The 14,532-nt window shown below is 60.7% G+C and carries 13 protein-coding genes, 3 tRNA genes and 1 riboswitch; of the genes, 4 read left to right on the top strand and 12 right to left on the bottom strand.

What is annotated here, in order from left to right; translation table 11 throughout:
* Nucleotides 1-14: 14 nt before the first annotated feature.
* The 4 genes from N2597_RS06400 to N2597_RS06385 form a co-directional block, all read right to left on the bottom strand.
* A complete protein-coding gene (locus N2597_RS06400; RefSeq protein WP_077993345.1) occupies nt 15-599 on the bottom strand; it encodes a NuoB/complex I 20 kDa subunit family protein in 585 nt (194 codons plus the stop codon).
* Nucleotides 590-955, bottom strand: coding sequence for an NADH-quinone oxidoreductase subunit A (locus N2597_RS06395; protein ID WP_010055493.1), 366 nt, complete (start codon nt 953-955; stop codon nt 590-592). The genes N2597_RS06400 and N2597_RS06395 overlap by 10 nt, the downstream gene beginning before the upstream one ends.
* Nucleotides 956-1,202: 247 nt before the next feature.
* Nucleotides 1,203-1,279: transfer RNA gene (locus tag N2597_RS06390), tRNA-Asp, on the bottom strand.
* A gap of 51 nt (nt 1,280-1,330) precedes the next feature.
* A tRNA-Asp gene (locus tag N2597_RS06385) sits at nt 1,331-1,407 on the bottom strand.
* Between the two features lie 412 nt (nt 1,408-1,819).
* On the opposite strand from N2597_RS06385, the gene N2597_RS06380 reads away from it, so the two are divergent.
* Both N2597_RS06380 and N2597_RS06375 read left to right on the top strand, forming a co-directional pair.
* A tRNA-Val gene (locus N2597_RS06380) sits at nt 1,820-1,895 on the top strand.
* A 292-nt stretch (nt 1,896-2,187) separates the two neighbouring features.
* On the top strand, nt 2,188-2,400 hold the full coding sequence (locus N2597_RS06375) for a hypothetical protein (RefSeq protein WP_077993439.1): 213 nt from the start codon (nt 2,188-2,190) through the stop codon (nt 2,398-2,400).
* Between the two features lie 31 nt (nt 2,401-2,431).
* On the opposite strand, the gene N2597_RS06370 is transcribed toward N2597_RS06375, so the two are convergent.
* Both N2597_RS06370 and N2597_RS06365 read right to left on the bottom strand, forming a co-directional pair.
* On the bottom strand, nt 2,432-2,980 hold the full coding sequence (locus N2597_RS06370; protein ID WP_009994648.1) for a glutathione peroxidase: 549 nt from the start codon (nt 2,978-2,980) through the stop codon (nt 2,432-2,434).
* Between the two features lie 137 nt (nt 2,981-3,117).
* Nucleotides 3,118-3,477, bottom strand: a complete 360-nt coding sequence (locus tag N2597_RS06365) for a hypothetical protein (RefSeq protein WP_009994650.1) — start codon at nt 3,475-3,477, stop codon at nt 3,118-3,120.
* Nucleotides 3,478-3,642: 165 nt separating this feature from the next.
* Between N2597_RS06365 and N2597_RS06360 the strand changes: the two genes are divergently transcribed.
* Entirely contained in the window at nt 3,643-4,248 is a 606-nt protein-coding gene (locus N2597_RS06360) for a class I SAM-dependent methyltransferase (protein ID WP_077993343.1), read from the top strand.
* Here N2597_RS06360 and N2597_RS06355 read toward each other — a convergent pair.
* The gene (locus N2597_RS06355) at nt 4,245-4,655 is read right to left on the bottom strand and encodes a (R)-mandelonitrile lyase (protein ID WP_183596788.1); all 411 of its coding nucleotides are present in this window, start codon (nt 4,653-4,655) and stop codon (nt 4,245-4,247) included. The two genes, N2597_RS06360 and N2597_RS06355, sit on opposite strands and share 4 nt — an antisense overlap.
* A gap of 250 nt (nt 4,656-4,905) precedes the next feature.
* On the opposite strand from N2597_RS06355, the gene N2597_RS06350 reads away from it, so the two are divergent.
* A complete protein-coding gene (locus N2597_RS06350) occupies nt 4,906-5,892 on the top strand; it encodes an aldo/keto reductase (RefSeq protein WP_077993335.1) in 987 nt (328 codons plus the stop codon).
* 458 nt (nt 5,893-6,350) lie between these two features.
* Here N2597_RS06350 and N2597_RS06345 read toward each other — a convergent pair whose 3' ends face one another.
* The 5 genes from N2597_RS06345 to clpX all read right to left on the bottom strand — a co-directional run bounded on the left by N2597_RS06345 (nt 6,351) and on the right by clpX (nt 14,482).
* Nucleotides 6,351-8,549 carry an esterase-like activity of phytase family protein gene (locus N2597_RS06345; RefSeq protein WP_225881376.1) on the bottom strand — a complete coding sequence of 733 codons (2,199 nt, stop codon included), beginning with the start codon at nt 8,547-8,549 and terminating at the stop codon, nt 6,351-6,353.
* Between the two features lie 82 nt (nt 8,550-8,631).
* Nucleotides 8,632-9,546 carry a DMT family transporter gene (locus N2597_RS06340; protein WP_423228306.1) on the bottom strand — a complete coding sequence of 305 codons (915 nt, stop codon included), beginning with the start codon at nt 9,544-9,546 and terminating at the stop codon, nt 8,632-8,634.
* Between the two features lie 83 nt (nt 9,547-9,629).
* Nucleotides 9,630-9,781, bottom strand: a riboswitch (FMN riboswitch).
* Between the two features lie 125 nt (nt 9,782-9,906).
* Nucleotides 9,907-10,182 carry a DNA-binding protein HupB gene (hupB, locus tag N2597_RS06335; RefSeq protein WP_003547346.1) on the bottom strand — a complete coding sequence of 92 codons (276 nt, stop codon included), beginning with the start codon at nt 10,180-10,182 and terminating at the stop codon, nt 9,907-9,909.
* Nucleotides 10,183-10,388: 206 nt separating this feature from the next.
* Nucleotides 10,389-12,806 carry an endopeptidase La gene (gene lon, locus N2597_RS06330; protein WP_077993333.1) on the bottom strand — a complete coding sequence of 806 codons (2,418 nt, stop codon included), beginning with the start codon at nt 12,804-12,806 and terminating at the stop codon, nt 10,389-10,391.
* A 398-nt stretch (nt 12,807-13,204) separates the two neighbouring features.
* Nucleotides 13,205-14,482 (bottom strand): ATP-dependent Clp protease ATP-binding subunit ClpX, encoded by a 1,278-nt coding sequence (gene clpX, locus N2597_RS06325; protein ID WP_004680013.1) that lies wholly within the window; start codon nt 14,480-14,482, stop codon nt 13,205-13,207.
* Nucleotides 14,483-14,532: the final 50 nt, after the last annotated feature.

Here is a 14,532-nt window from a genome sequence, read left to right as displayed (position 1 = left end):
CTTGTCCTTAACCCTTAGCGTTCGATCGTGCCGGTGCGCCGGATCTTCTTCTGCAGCAGAAGCACGCCGTAGAGCAGCGCCTCCGCCGTGGGGGGACAGCCCGGCACGTAGATATCGATCGGCACGACGCGATCGCAGCCGCGCACCACGGAATAGGAATAGTGGTAGTAGCCGCCACCATTGGCGCAGGAGCCCATCGAGATAACGTAACGCGGCTCGGGCATCTGGTCGTAGACCTTGCGCAGAGCGGGTGCCATCTTGTTGGTCAGCGTGCCGGCGACGATCATCACGTCGGACTGACGCGGCGAGGCGCGCGGCGCAAAACCGAAGCGCTCGACGTCATAACGCGGCATCGACAACTGCATCATTTCGACGGCGCAGCAGGCAAGGCCGAAGGTCATCCACATCAGCGAGCCGGTGCGGGCCCAGTTGATCAGCTCGTCGGTCGAGGTGACGAGGAAACCCTTGTCGGCGAGTTCGTTGTTGATCTCGCCGAAGAAGGCGTCATTGCTGCCGATCGGCTTGCCGGTCGAGGGATCGATGATCCCCTTCGACTGCCGGGCAACGAGCGGCTGATTGCTCACAGGGGTCACTCCCATTCCAGGGCTCCCTTTTTCCATTCATAGATAAAGCCGATGGTCAGCACGAGGAGGAAGACCATCATGGACCAGAAGCCGAACCAGCCGATGGCGCCGAAGGAAACGGCCCAGGGGAAGAGGAAGGCGACTTCGAGGTCGAAGATGATGAAGAGGATCGACACGAGATAGAAGCGGATGTCGAACTTCATGCGGGCGTCGTCGAAAGCGTTGAAGCCGCATTCGTAAGCCGAGAGCTTTTCCGAATCGGGCGCTTTGAAAGCCACGGCGAACGGCGCAATGAGCAGCGCCAGGCCGATGACAAGCGCGATAGCAATGAAGATAGCGATCGGAATATAGGAACTGAGCAGTTCAGTCATCATGTTCATCCTTGCTTGCCGGAGGCGCCAGGCGGCGCATTTGGGCAATTGCCCGGCAAGCGAACGTGCGTTGCAACAAGCCGTGGTTAGCGCAGCCGAAGCCCCGGCGCAAGACTTTTACAGAGGCAATTCGACGCGTCGCGCGCGGACATTATCAAGCAGATGCAACGATGTCGCGACAAATCCGCAGAAGCTGATTCAAGCTGCATGCCTGACCCCTGGAAACTGCATGGCTATCGGAAGAGAATGGCGCGAGTGACGGGGCTCGAACCCGCGACCTCCGGCGTGACAGGCCGGCACTCTAACCGACTGAGCTACACCCGCGCATAGTGGACGAAAGAGCCGGACGGCGGCGATTTGTCGCCTTTTTTGAAATGGCGCGAGTGACGGGGCTCGAACCCGCGACCTCCGGCGTGACAGGCCGGCACTCTAACCGACTGAGCTACACCCGCACTTCATTTCAAGCAATCCGGATGCCTTCGCACCCTCACCAAAACGGCTGCCCGTTTCGATGAGCGGCTAACTACGGGGTTCGTCTTTTAGTGTCAAGCAGGTTTGGAGACAAAACCATGACAGTCGTTGAATTGTTTCGGCAAGACCCATGCGGGGAGAATGAAAAGCCGGCAATTTCGTTTGCCGCTGCGGCACGGAGCCCGATCGAAGCCGACGACCCGGTCGAAGCCGTGATGCCTGCCACCTTCCCCTCCCCTTTATCCACAGCCGGCTGTGCCCAACCGCGACGGCAAAGGACAGGACTGACGCCAAAAAAATCAAAAATTCTTCACAAACACTCTTGCGGTTTTGCCGCGATCCGCATAGATCACGGCCACCAACGCGGCAGGCCGATCCGGCTTCGCTCGCGATGGGCGATTAGCTCAGTTGGTAGAGCGCCTCGTTTACACCGAGGATGTCGGGAGTTCGAGTCTCTCATCGCCCACCATTTTCTCTCCTGTCCGATCAATACCTAAGTCATATCGCGGGCTCGCAGACCGACGCTCGGCGCTCCTTCGTACCCACTTTCGAGGTGGATTCGGGGAAGACATTTCGCCCCAGAACAGCGCGACGTCCGGCAGATTCTGATGCGTTCGCCGTCTGAGACCTCCACCAGAACGGACTACTCCCGCTGCTGAGGCACCTCCGATTGGGCGAATGGATGGGAGGCGGCAAAAGTGGGAATATTCGCCGCCCGGAAAGTCTCCGCGCTTGAAGGTTTCTCACGCCTGGGGGGTGCCATGAGGACTCTCATCTCCGCATTGACGCTATGCATCGCGATTGCCGTTGGCGCGCCAAGTCCCACCTATGTCAGCCTGCCTGGCTATGCATTCAAGACGAAGCCGAACTGCCAGCGCCACAAACCAAAGGCGCGCTTTGACGCGAGATGCGACTGGCCGAGATTGGGCTTCAAGGACTTTACGCCTCCGATGGTGACCGTGCTTGGTATCTGAAGACGTTCAGCGCCTGGCAGCCCGAGGGCATTCATCCCTTTGCCAGTTCCTTATCCACTGCCGAAACCAGCCGCGAATCATCTGCCGTCACGTCAGGCGCGAAGCGGGCGACGACTTTACCGTCGCGGCCGATCAGGAATTTTTCGAAGTTCCAGAGGATGTCGTCCTCGTCGCCAGCTGATATGCCGTGGGCTTTCAGCCGTTCGCGCATCGGGCCGTCGCCGGTGGTCTTCACGCCTGATTTGATCAGTTGCCGGTAAAGCGGGTGCTGGGTCTCGCCCTTGACCGAGATCTTCGAGAAGATCGGGAAGGTGACGTCGTAGGTGCTGGTGCAGAAATCGAGGATCTCGGCGTCGGTGCCGGGCTCCTGGCCCTTGAAATCGTTGGCGGGGAAAGCGGCGATGACGAAGCCGCGCTCGCGCTTTTCCCCGTAGAGCTTTTCGAGCCCCTCATATTGCGGCGTGAGCCCGCATTTCGAGGCGACATTGACGATCAAGAGCACCCTGCCCTTGTAGTCGTTGAGCGTGGTTTCACGACCATCCACTGATTTGACAGGAATATCCAGCACGTTCGCCGTCACGGGAACCTCCAATTTGGTGAGAAATTTCCGCAAACTTAGCGATATCGCCGCGATTGTCATCAGGCTCGGAATCACGCCGGCGTCAACAGAATGCGGATGCCGGTGCGGGCTCGCGGGCCGGCACCGGCTTGGACATATCAGGCGGGAGAGGTTTCCTTGACGTCGTCGAGCAGGAAATGCACGACGATATAATCCGTCTTGAAGTGGCGGCCGCTGTCGGAGACCGACTCGACGCTGCCGCCGTCCTTCGGATGCCAGGCGTGGTAGTGGGGATTGGTGGTGATCAGCGTGACGGCCTTGCCGGCCAGATTCCCTTCGCCCAGCCGGAAGCGCATCTCGGCGAGCGGCCAGATCCGCTCGTAATCCTCCATGGTGATGCGCGCCCTCAGCGCCTTCCGGTGCAACGGCGCTTCGCCGGCCTCGGCGGGTGATTCCAACATCACCTCCTCGGCTCCGTTGAAGACGGCGTTGAATTCTTCCGGCCACATGCGTCTCATGAAATCGCTCCTCCCGAGGCTTTTTCGTCGGTCCACGAATGAAACTTAGCGATTTGTCCGAAAGAAGCAAATTCCCGTCATGTGGTTGTCATCGAGGTCCCCTGCTCCTACGTTCCCCGCAGACCCGCATCTGGGCCGTCAACCGCCCGCAATCCGAGATCAGAGATGAAGACACGTGAAGAAAGGCAGGCGCTTAGGGCGAGCATGCCGCGCACCCCACTCAGCGCCCATCATATAGAAAACGCCCGCCTGTTGCCGGATCGCGGCGAGTTGCTCTACCGGATCCCGAATGGCGGCATCGGCGTCGAGGTGGGGGCCGCCTTCGGCGAATATACGGCGGAAATCCTGGAAAAGAACCGCCCGGCGCAGCTCTACCTCATCGATCCCTGGTCGATGGACCGCTACAGCTCCGGCCTCGATTCGATCCACACGCAATTCGCGGCCGAGATCGCGGCCGGGCGGCTGCACCTGATGCAGGGCACGTCTCTCGAAAAGCTGGCCGAATTCGAGGACGACTTTCTCGACTGGGCCTATATCGATACCGACCATTCCTTCGAACTCACCTGGCAGGAGCTGCTGCTCTGCGAAAAGAAAGTGAAGCGGACAGGGCGCATTGCCGGGCATGATTTCTGCACCGGCAATACGGTCAAGCCGATCGTCTACGGCGTCGTCGAGGCGGTCACCAAATTCTGCAAGGATTATGGCTGGCAATTCGAGTTCCTGACCGTCGAATCACATGCGCATTTTTCCTATTGCCTGAAACGGCTCTAACCGGCCGACACCGCGCCGGAATATTGCGCGTCGCTGACATGCTCCATCCAGTCGACATGTTTGCCGTCCAGCGCCTCGTGTATGGCGATATGCGTCATCGCCGTGTCCGGGCCAGCACCGTGCCAATGTTTTTCGCCCGGCGCGAACCAGACGGTGTCGCCGGCGCGAATCTCGCGGATGTCATCGCCCCAGCTCTGGGCAAGGCCCTTGCCCGAGGTGACGATCAGCGTCTGGCCGAGCGGATGCGTGTGCCAGGCCGTGCGGGCGCCGGGTTCGAAGGTGACGGAGGTTACCCGTACCCGGGCGGGCGCCGGCGGCTCGATCAGCGGATCTTGGCGAACGGCGCCGGTGAAATAATCGGCCGGCGGTTTCATCGAGGGGCGAGAGCCGGCGGGTTTGATCTCCATGATTTTTCCTTTTCTATTCCATTGCGGTTGAAGCCTTGTAAGCTGACGATATTTCATCGAAGCGACCAATCAAGGCCGGATCGGCAATTGCCGCATAGTCGCCCGGCTGATAGGCCAATATCTTTCATCACCTAAAGCGCGTCGCATTGAACTTGGTTCATGCGACGCGCTTTAGTTCTTTGTTTTTACGCATGTCGTTATCCCGGAACCGCTGCACACTTCCGGACAACATGCATTGGGAGAATTTCTCATGAAACACCATGCTTTCGGACGTATGCCCTTCACCGTCACCAATGTCGGCTTCGGCGCCTGGCAGATCGGCGGCTCATGGGGCGATATCAGCGAAGCGGACGGGCGCGCGGCGCTGAATGCCGCACTCGACGCCGGCATGACCTTCATCGATACGGCTGACGTCTATGGCGACGGCCGCTCGGAAAAAATCATTGCCGACGTACTGAAGGCGCGCGGCGGCAAGCGCCCGATGGTCGCCACCAAGGCGGGCCGCCGCCTCAATCCGCATATCGCCGAAGGCTACAGCAAGGCCAATCTCGAAGGCTTCATCGACCGCAGCCTGAAAAACCTTTCCGTCGACAGCCTCGACTTGGTGCAGTTGCACTGCCCGCCGCGCGAAGTGTTTTACCAGCCGGAGGTCTTCGAAGGTCTCGACGCGCTGCAGACGGCCGGCAAGATCAAGGGCTACGGCGTCAGCGTCGAAAAGGTCGAGGACGGGCTGAAGGCTATCGAATATCCCGGCGTCGTCAGCATCCAGATCATCTACAACATTTTCCGCCAGCGCCCCGATCACCTGTTCTTCGCCGAGGCGCGCCGCAGGAACGTGGCGATCATCGCCCGTGTGCCGCTGGCAAGCGGCCTGCTCTCCGGCAAGATCACCCGCGAGACGCATTTTGCCAGCGACGATCACCGGAATTTCAACCGCCACGGCGAAGCCTTCGATGTCGGCGAGACCTTTGCCGGCGTGCCATTCGAGGTCGGCCTGCAGGCTGTGGAAGAGGTGCGCAAGCTGGTGCCCGCCGGCGGGACCATGGCCGCCTTTGCGCTGCGCTGGATTCTGATGAGCGACGCCGTCACCGTCGTCATTCCAGGCGCCCGCAATGGCGAACAGGCCAAGGCCAATGCGGCCGCCGCCGATCTGGCGCCGCTCTCGGCCGATGTCATGGCGGCAACACGCGAGATTTATGCGCGGTTGATCGCGCCGCATGTGCATCAGCGCTGGTAGGGTTGGAGCTGGGGGCTGCCGAAGCATCGGTGAGCCGACCTCGTCCTCACGCCTCTCCTTCTTCATGCGCGGCCTTGAGCCGAGCATGCACCCGCATGCGTGAGAGGCCGCGGCATGGATCCTCGGCTCAAGGCCGAGGATGACGAAGTGTGGGGAAGCGTCCATGCCAAACTCCGACGTCGCGGCACCACGCAAGCTATTGGAATTGCTACAGCATCTCGCCTCCTGCCGCCCGTTTCCCCCCAATCTCCGTCATGCTCGGGCTTGACCCGAGCATCCATGCCGAAGCCCTCTGCTTTGCAGATGTTCTTCAGTCGGATGCCCTCGCCTCACTGCGAATGCGGACGCCCCATGGGTCCTCGGCATCAAGGCTGTGATAACGGAAGTGAGGAGTTACGGCATCAAAGAGAAGAGGCCGAGCTTTCGCCCGGCTTCTTCTTTTGTATGTCTGTGACGACTCAGTTTGTCGCGCTGAGATCAACCGGGAAGAACAAGGTCTCGCCGGAGGAGTCGCTGACGCCGTCGTTGTCGGTGACGGCGTAGGGTTTGCCCGATGCATCGAAGGTGAAGCCTTCGAGCTTGTCGAGCACGTAGCCGTTGGTCGCCGTCTTCAACTCGCCGAGGAAGTCGTGGGCTTCGGTCTTCTTGACGACGGGAAGTTCGCCGCCGAGCTTGGCGGGCTTCAGCTCCGAGATCGCCACCTTGTAGAGCTTCTTCAGCTTGGCGGCATCGCCGACGAGGTTGTCGCGCTCGATGATGTAGACGCTGTCGCCCTGAGCCGAAATTTCCGACAGGCCGACCCAGCCGCTTTCCGTCTTGTCGAGCGGATAGCGCACGGCGCCCCATTCCTTCTTCTTCGGATTGTAGGAGACGAGCTTGACGAAGCCCTTCTCGTCGTCGGCCCACTCGCGCTGAACCGCCATCCAGAGCGTGGCATCGTCGCCGCTGCCGATAATGGTCACACCTTCGAAACCGAAGCGGATTTCGTTGGCGGCGAGTTCCTTCGGCAGGGCGATCTCGGCCTTGATATCGCCCTTGGCGTTGACGTTGTAGAGGGCGTGCGGGACGAGACGCTCGCCATAGCCTTCCGAGGCGAGCCAGAAGGAGCCGTCGGCGGCGACCGCGATGCCTTCGATGTCGAGCTTCTGAGCCGGGGCGCCGTCACGCTTGACGACGAGGGCGTCGGTGATGACGGCCGGCCTCGTGCTGGCATCGATCGTGTAGATCGTCGGCTGCGAGCCGAGAACGCTGTCGCTGACGGCATAGAGCATGCCCGGCTTGCCGGGAACGGCAGCGAGACCGGAAAGGGCTGCGAAGCCGATCGGATTGCCGTCCTTATCGGCGGAGACGATCTGCGGATAGGCTTTCCCACCTTCCGAACGCTCGTAGATCATCACATGCGAGCGTGCTCCGCCATCCTTGCCGAGGTCGAGTTCGTTGGCTGTCGCCAGTAGATTGCGCTGGGGAATGGCGACCGCGCCTTCCGGCGAAATGCCCGATGGCAGCAGCTGCACGAGCTCGGGATCCGCACCGGTATCCTTATAGACGCCGACGAGCGAGGCGCGCTCGGCGAGCAGGAAGAAATATTGGTCATCGCCGAACTTGGCGGCTTCGAGGCCTTCCGGCTCGACGCCCTTCGATCCCGAACGGCTTTCCGGATAGTGGCCGATATGGGCGACGGCGCGTTCGAAGGATGCGCCCGATTCGTAGAGAAGTTTGCCCGCCTTGTCGAAGATGGTGAAGCCGCGCGAGCCGCCCTGGTAATCGCCTTCATCGGCAACGACGAGGCGGTTGTCGTCCAGCCACTTCACGGCATCGGGCTCGCGCAGCACGCCCTTCGATTCGCCGGTGAATTTCAGGGCGCCATCACGCTTGGTGTCGATGCCGGTGAGATCGATGCTGCCGGCGGAGAAATGCGTCTTCACCTCGGCCGTATTGGCGTCGATGATGACGATCTCGTTGTTTTCCTGCAGCGTCAGGGCAATCTCGTTCAGCCCGTTGAAGGCGACGAATTCCGGCTCCGGATCCTCAGGGGCAACGCCGGCGAGACCGGTTAGCGTCACATGCTTGATGCTGCCGCAATCAACAGTGCCGTTCTTAACCTGGAAGACGACGAGGTCGCCGGCCGGCATCTGCGGGATCTTGCCGTCATTGACGTCTTCGTCGCGCTCGTTTTCGATTGCAATAGTGCCGAGCGTCTTGTCCTTGTTGAGGGCGATCGAATCCGGCTGGCCGCCGAGATCGCAGGTGCTCTCGATCTTCTTGGTCGCCACGTCGACGATCGCCAGACGGCCTGAGGGCTTCGCCTTGCTCTCGGAGGTGTTGACGGCGACGAGCGCCTTACCGGCGCTCGAGGTGACCGATGTCGGCTCGCCATCCATCATCAGCGCGCCGCCTGATTTCGGCGCCTTGGCATCGGTGATGTCGATGAAGCCGATCGCGCCGAGCGGGCTGTCGCTGTAGATCAGCGTCTTGCCGTCGTCGGTCGCGGTGATGATTTCGGCCGATGTCGCCGCGAGCTTGTCCTTGTCGTCAGGCAGGTTCTGGGCGACCGGGAAAGAGGCGATGCGGTTAAAAACCGGTTCGGCCGCGGCCGGAAGGGCGACGGATGCGAGAAGCACGGCAGCAAGCGCTGCCTTGCGCGATGAAATTGTCATGAAATCCCCCATGTGTCGAATAGTCGAAACATGGGTTTTCTGCGGGACTGCCATGACAGAGACATGACAGTCCGTGACATTTTCACGAGGAGGCCGCTTGCCTTTCCCGGCGGATCTCGTTGCGCATGATGAAGAGCGATGCGGCGAGGATCAATCCGGCTCCCAGCCAGAGATAACCGGCCGGCGCATAACCGAAGAACAGCCAGCCGGCGAGCACATTGAGCGGCAGCTTCAGATCGTCGAACGGCTGCACATAGGCAGCGTCGGCGCTGGCATAGGCAAGGGTCAGCAGATATTGCGCCACGACCGTCAGGAGGCCCGCCAGCAGGAAGAGCGCTAGCGTCGCACCCGTCGGCACGGCAAGGCCCGCCGCAAGCGCCAGCCCGCCGTTGATCGGCGTCAGCAGCACCAGCAGCCAGACGGTGATCGTCTCCGGCTTCTCAATGCCGGTCAGGCTCTTGGTGATCAGCGACGATGCGCCCCAGAGCAGCGCCGAGAGCACCGGCAGCAATGCTGCCCAGGTGAAGCTGTCGGACCATGGCTGCAGGATGATCATCGCGCCGGCAAAGCCGACAGCGGTGGCCGCCCATCGGGCGGCGCCGACGCGCTCGCCGAGGAACAGGCGGGCGCCGAGGATGATGAAGAAGGGCGAGGTCATGACGAGCGCAATCGCCTGCCAGATCGGCACCGAAGCAAGGCCGGAAACCCAGGCCGCGACGCCGAGCGCGGCAAAGACCACGCGCACGACATGCCGCCAAGGATAGTTGGTGCGCATGGCCGAAAGACCTGCCTTGCGCAGGAAGGGCAAGGAGAAAAGGAAGGCGAAGGCATATTGCCAGAAGGCCGCCGAGGCCGGAGGAAAGGCGAGCTTCATGGTCAGCCACTGGGTGACGACGTTGAGGAGCGAAAAGGCCACGCCTCCAAGCACCATGAAAGTTGCGCCGGCAAGGGCGCGCGATTGCGAGACTGCAAGGGAATTCTGATTCATGTCTTTCATCCGAAACCTGGGACCAACATAAATCAGGACGCATGAGGCGACGACACGCTGAGGCCGGCAGTCCCCTGCCCGCGCGCGGCCATGCTCATTCTCTTTCATCCGGACTATACCGTCGGCTCCGGAATCGCACCGGATCTGCTGACCCCTCCCTAACCGAAGCTTGGGAAGACGCTCGCGGGCTCGGGCCGCAGCCCTTACCGCCGGTGGGGAGTTTCACCCCGCCCTGAGAACAGCTCCGTGGTAAAACAAAGTGCCGTATGCGGCAAGCGGCCATAACGAAAAGGGGCCCGGCAATGCCGAACCCCTCTCAAAAAAACCCTACACAGCCGGTCTCGTTTACGGCTGGCGGATAATCTCAAATCAGCCGTTGACGGCGTCCTTCAGGCCCTTGCCGGGCGTGAACTTCGGCACGTTGCGAGCCGGAATATCGACTTCAGCGCCGGTGGACGGGTTGCGGCCCTTCGATGCGGCACGATGAGAAACGGTGAAGCTGCCGAACCCTGCGAGGCGGATGTCGCCCTTGTTCTTGAGTTCAGCCTGGACAACGTCGAAAACCGCGTCGACAGCGGAAGCCGCGTCAGACTTCGTCAGTCCTGCCTTTTCGGCCACTGCGGACACGAGTTCATTCTTGTTCATGTTTCCACCCCTTTCTAAATGGTATGAAACGACTCAAATGTAAGCTAGGCGCAGAATAGGTTTCATCAGGCCCGCCGGGAACCCAAAAGCCCTGCAAATCAAGGAAAAGCAAGCGTCTCCATGACGTTTTCACAAAAAAGGCTGGCGTTTCCGCCAGCCTTTTTGCGTCTTTTGCGCCAAATGGGCATAAATGTGGCAAGCGCCACTCAATGCGCTATGGTTGCGCCCGTCTCATCAAGGCCTTCGACCGATGTGATCACCGGCGTTTCCACCGTGCCATCCCACTCGATCGGCTCGGGCCGGCGGACGAGCGCGTGCTTGATCACCTCGCCCATGCGGGAGACCGGGATGATCTCCATGCTGTTCTTCACATTGTCCGGGATCTCCGCCAGATCCTTGGCGTTCTCTTCCGGAATCAGCACCTTCTTGATGCCGCCGCGGAGCGCCGCGAGCAGCTTTTCCTTGAGACCGCCGATCGGCAGCACACGGCCGCGAAGGGTGATCTCACCGGTCATGGCCACGTGCCTGTTGACCGGGATGCCGGTCATGATCGAGACGATGGCGGTCGCCATGGCGACGCCGGCCGAGGGGCCATCCTTCGGCGTCGCGCCTTCCGGCACGTGCACGTGGATGTCGTTCTTTTCGAACATCGGCGGCTCGATGCCGAAATCGACGGCGCGCGAACGGACATAGGAAGCCGCTGCCGAGATCGATTCCTTCATGACGTCCTTCAGATTGCCGGTGACCGTCATGCGGCCCTTGCCCGGCATCATCACGCCTTCGATGGTCAGCAGCTCGCCGCCGACTTCCGTCCAGGCAAGACCGGTAACGACGCCGACCTGATCCTCGCCCTCGGCTTCGCCGTGACGGAAGCGCGGGACGCCGAGGTAATCGGCGATGTTGGCGGCCGTCACGTGAACGGACTTCGTCTTGCCCTTGATGATCTCGGTGACCGCCTTGCGGGCGAGCTTCATCAATTCGCGTTCGAAGCTGCGGACACCGGCTTCGCGGGTATACTGCTGGCTGATCGCCATCAGGGCGTCGTCGCTGACCGAGAATTCTTCCGGCTGCAACGCATGTTCCTTGATGGCCTTCGGCAGCAGGTGCCGCTTGGCGATCTCGCGCTTTTCATCCTCGGTGTAGCCGGCGATGCGGATGATTTCCATGCGGTCCATCAGCGGCGCCGGAATGTTCAGCGTGTTCGCCGTGGTGATGAACATCACATCGGACAGATCGTATTCGACTTCGAGGTAGTGGTCCATGAAGGTCGAGTTCTGCGCCGGATCGAGCACTTCGAGCAGAGCAGAGGACGGATCGCCGCGATAGTCCTGGCCGAGCTTGTCGATCTCGTCGAGCAGGAAGAGCGGGTTGGACTTCTTCGCCTTCTTCATCGACTGGATGACCTTGCCGGGCATCGAGCCGATATAGGTGCGGCGGTGACCGCGGATTTCGGCTTCGTCGCGAACGCCGCCGAGCGCCATGCGGACATACTCACGGCCGGTCGCCTTGGCGATCGACTGGGCGAGCGAGGTCTTGCCGACGCCCGGAGGGCCGACGAGGCAGAGGATCGGGCCCTTGATCTTGGTGGCGCGGGCCTGCACGGCGAGATATTCGACGATGCGCTCCTTGACCTTGTCGAGACCGAAGTGATCGGCTTCGAGGATCTTCTCGGCATTGTTGAGATCGGCCTTGATCTTCGACTTCTTGCCCCAGGGAATGCCGAGCAGCCAGTCCAGATAGTTGCGCACGACGGTGGCTTCCGCCGACATCGGGCTCATCTGGCGCAGCTTCTTCAGCTCCGCATCGGCCTTTTCACGGGCCTCCTTGGAGAGCTTGGTCTTGGCGATGCGCTCTTCCAGTTCGCTCATCTCGTCGCGGCCTTCCTCGCCGTCGCCGAGCTCCTTCTGGATCGCCTTCATCTGCTCATTGAGGTAGTATTCGCGCTGGGTCTTTTCCATCTGGCGCTTGACGCGCGAACGGATGCGCTTTTCGACCTGCAGAACCGAGATCTCGCCTTCCATGAAGCCGAGAGCCTTTTCGAGGCGAGCCTTGACGCTGGTCGTCTCCAGCATCTCCTGCTTCTCGGTGATCTTGATCGACAGGTGCGAGGCGACTGTATCGGCAAGCTTGGAATAGTCGTCGATCTGGCTGGCAGCGCCAACCACTTCGGGCGAAATCTTCTTGTTGAGCTTTACATAGCTCTCGAATTCGGAAACGACCGAGCGCGAAAGAGCTTCCAGCTCGACAGGATCGTCATGCGGCTCCTCGAGCACATGGCCGAGCGCCTCATAAAAATCTTCGCGGCTGGTATAGGTGTCGATCTCGGCGCGAGCGCGGCCTTCGACCAGAACCTTGACGGTGCCGTCGGGCAGCTTAAGCAGCTGCAGCACATTGGCGACCGTGCCGACATTGTGGATCGCCGAAGGGTCCGGATCATCGTCGCTGGCGTTGATCTGCGTCACCAGCATGATCTGCTTGTCGGAGCCCATGACCTCTTCGAGCGCACGGATCGATTTTTCCCGTCCGACGAACAGCGGCACGATCATATGCGGGAACACCACGATGTCGCGCAAAGGCAAAACAGGGTAGGCAGTGCTGCTCGCTACAGACGTTTTCTTCGTCATTTTTTTGTCCTTTCCATCGTCCCGTTACCGGGCTCTCTGCACGGCCGCTTGGGACCGGCCGGCTCTCACTTGGCTCTACAAGTGGAGGTTCTGACTACGCTTTTCAAGCCACGCTAACGCCCGCGTTCCCCGGGATGTGACAGCTTTGTTACAACGGAACGTCAACACTATGAAGCGCCTAGCTGGACCGGCGCTTACCATTTCCGACCAGGCTCAATACAACGCCAGAAAAGGCTTACGAGATCATCCCATCATTGCCAAGCATTACCCCTGCGCAACATCGGCAAAGGCAATTCCGGTCCCACCGGCAAAATATTAACAACGCCTCACATGATTTTTCAAATAGAAAGGGGCCTGCCGATGGCAAGCCCCCAAAATAATGGTGCGAAAGTGCAAGGTCACGCCGAAGCGTTGGCCTTTTCTTCCTGACGGTCGGCATAGATATAGAGCGGACGGGCCGAACCGCGCACCACTTCCTCCGAGATGACGACCTCGCGCACACCTTCCAGCGTCGGCAGTTCGAACATCGTGTCGAGAAGAATCTTCTCCATGATCGAACGGAGGCCGCGGGCGCCGGTCTTGCGCACGATCGCCTTGCGGGCGATTTCGCGCAGCGCGTCCTCGTGGAAGGTCAGTTCGACGTCTTCCATCTCGAACAGGCGCTGGTACTGCTTGATCAGCGCGTTCTTCGGCTCGGACAGGATCTGGATCAGCGCATCCTCATCGAGATCCTCGAGCGTCGCCAGAACCGGCAGACGGCCGATGAATTCGGGAATGAGGCCGAACTTGACCAGGTCTTCCGGCTCCAGCTCGCGCAGGACTTCGCCGACGCGGCGGTCGTCCTGAGCCTTGACGGTGGCGCCGAAGCCGATCGAGGTCTTCTCCCCGCGGGCAGAGATGATCTTGTCGAGACCGGCGAAGGCGCCGCCGCAGATGAACAGGATGTTCGTCGTGTCGACCTGCAGGAATTCCTGCTGCGGGTGCTTGCGGCCGCCCTGCGGCGGAACGGAAGCGACCGTTCCTTCCATGATCTTCAGAAGCGCCTGCTGCACGCCCTCGCCCGAGACGTCGCGGGTGATCGACGGGTTGTCGGACTTGCGCGAAATCTTGTCGACTTCGTCGATGTAGACGATGCCGCGCTGGGCGCGTTCGACATTGTAGTCAGCCGCCTGCAGGAGCTTCAGGATGATGTTTTCGACGTCCTCGCCGACATAGCCGGCTTCGGTCAGCGTCGTCGCATCGGCCATGGTGAAGGGAACGTCGATGATCCGGGCCAGCGTCTGGGCAAGATAGGTCTTGCCGCAGCCGGTCGGGCCGACCAGCATGATGTTCGACTTCGCCAGCTCGACTTCGCCGTTCTTGGAAGCGTGCGCCAGGCGCTTGTAATGGTTGTGAACGGCGACAGACAGGATCTTCTTCGCCTGCCGCTGGCCGATGACATATTCGTCGAGGACCTTGATGATGTCCTGGGGCGTCGGAACGCCATCGCGGGACTTGACCATCGAGGACTTGTTTTCCTCGCGGATGATGTCCATGCACAATTCGACGCATTCATCGCAGATGAAGACGGTCGGTCCGGCAATCAGCTTCCGGACTTCGTGCTGGCTCTTTCCGCAGAACGAACAATAGAGGGTGTTCTTGGAGTCGCCGCCGTTGCTGCCGCTGACCTTGCTCATATCATTTTCCTTCCAGCACGCCGCATTTCAAGGCGAAATCGCGGTCCACT

The organism is Rhizobium sophoriradicis, from assembly GCF_025200795.1.
In the GTDB taxonomy this organism is placed as follows: Bacteria; Pseudomonadota; Alphaproteobacteria; order Rhizobiales; family Rhizobiaceae; genus Rhizobium; species Rhizobium sophoriradicis.
This window is presented reverse-complemented; position numbering and strand designations above follow the sequence as displayed.

Coding starts and splice junctions, on each gene's coding strand:
- N2597_RS06400 (WP_077993345.1), bottom strand. CDS start 599: ATGGGAGTGACCCCTGTGAGCAATCAGCCGCTCGTTGCCCGGCAGTCG.
- N2597_RS06395 (WP_010055493.1), bottom strand. CDS start 955: ATGACTGAACTGCTCAGTTCCTATATTCCGATCGCTATCTTCATTGCT.
- N2597_RS06375 (WP_077993439.1), top strand. CDS start 2,188: ATGAGGACTCTCATCTCCGCATTGACGCTATGCATCGCGATTGCCGTT.
- N2597_RS06365 (WP_009994650.1), bottom strand. CDS start 3,477: ATGAGACGCATGTGGCCGGAAGAATTCAACGCCGTCTTCAACGGAGCC.
- N2597_RS06360 (WP_077993343.1), top strand. CDS start 3,643: ATGAAGACACGTGAAGAAAGGCAGGCGCTTAGGGCGAGCATGCCGCGC.
- N2597_RS06355 (WP_183596788.1), bottom strand. CDS start 4,655: ATGGAGATCAAACCCGCCGGCTCTCGCCCCTCGATGAAACCGCCGGCC.
- N2597_RS06350 (WP_077993335.1), top strand. CDS start 4,906: ATGAAACACCATGCTTTCGGACGTATGCCCTTCACCGTCACCAATGTC.
- N2597_RS06345 (WP_225881376.1), bottom strand. CDS start 8,549: ATGACAATTTCATCGCGCAAGGCAGCGCTTGCTGCCGTGCTTCTCGCA.
- N2597_RS06340 (WP_423228306.1), bottom strand. CDS start 9,546: ATGAAAGACATGAATCAGAATTCCCTTGCAGTCTCGCAATCGCGCGCC.
- hupB (WP_003547346.1), bottom strand. CDS start 10,182: ATGAACAAGAATGAACTCGTGTCCGCAGTGGCCGAAAAGGCAGGACTG.
- lon (WP_077993333.1), bottom strand. CDS start 12,806: ATGACGAAGAAAACGTCTGTAGCGAGCAGCACTGCCTACCCTGTTTTG.
- clpX (WP_004680013.1), bottom strand. CDS start 14,482: ATGAGCAAGGTCAGCGGCAGCAACGGCGGCGACTCCAAGAACACCCTC.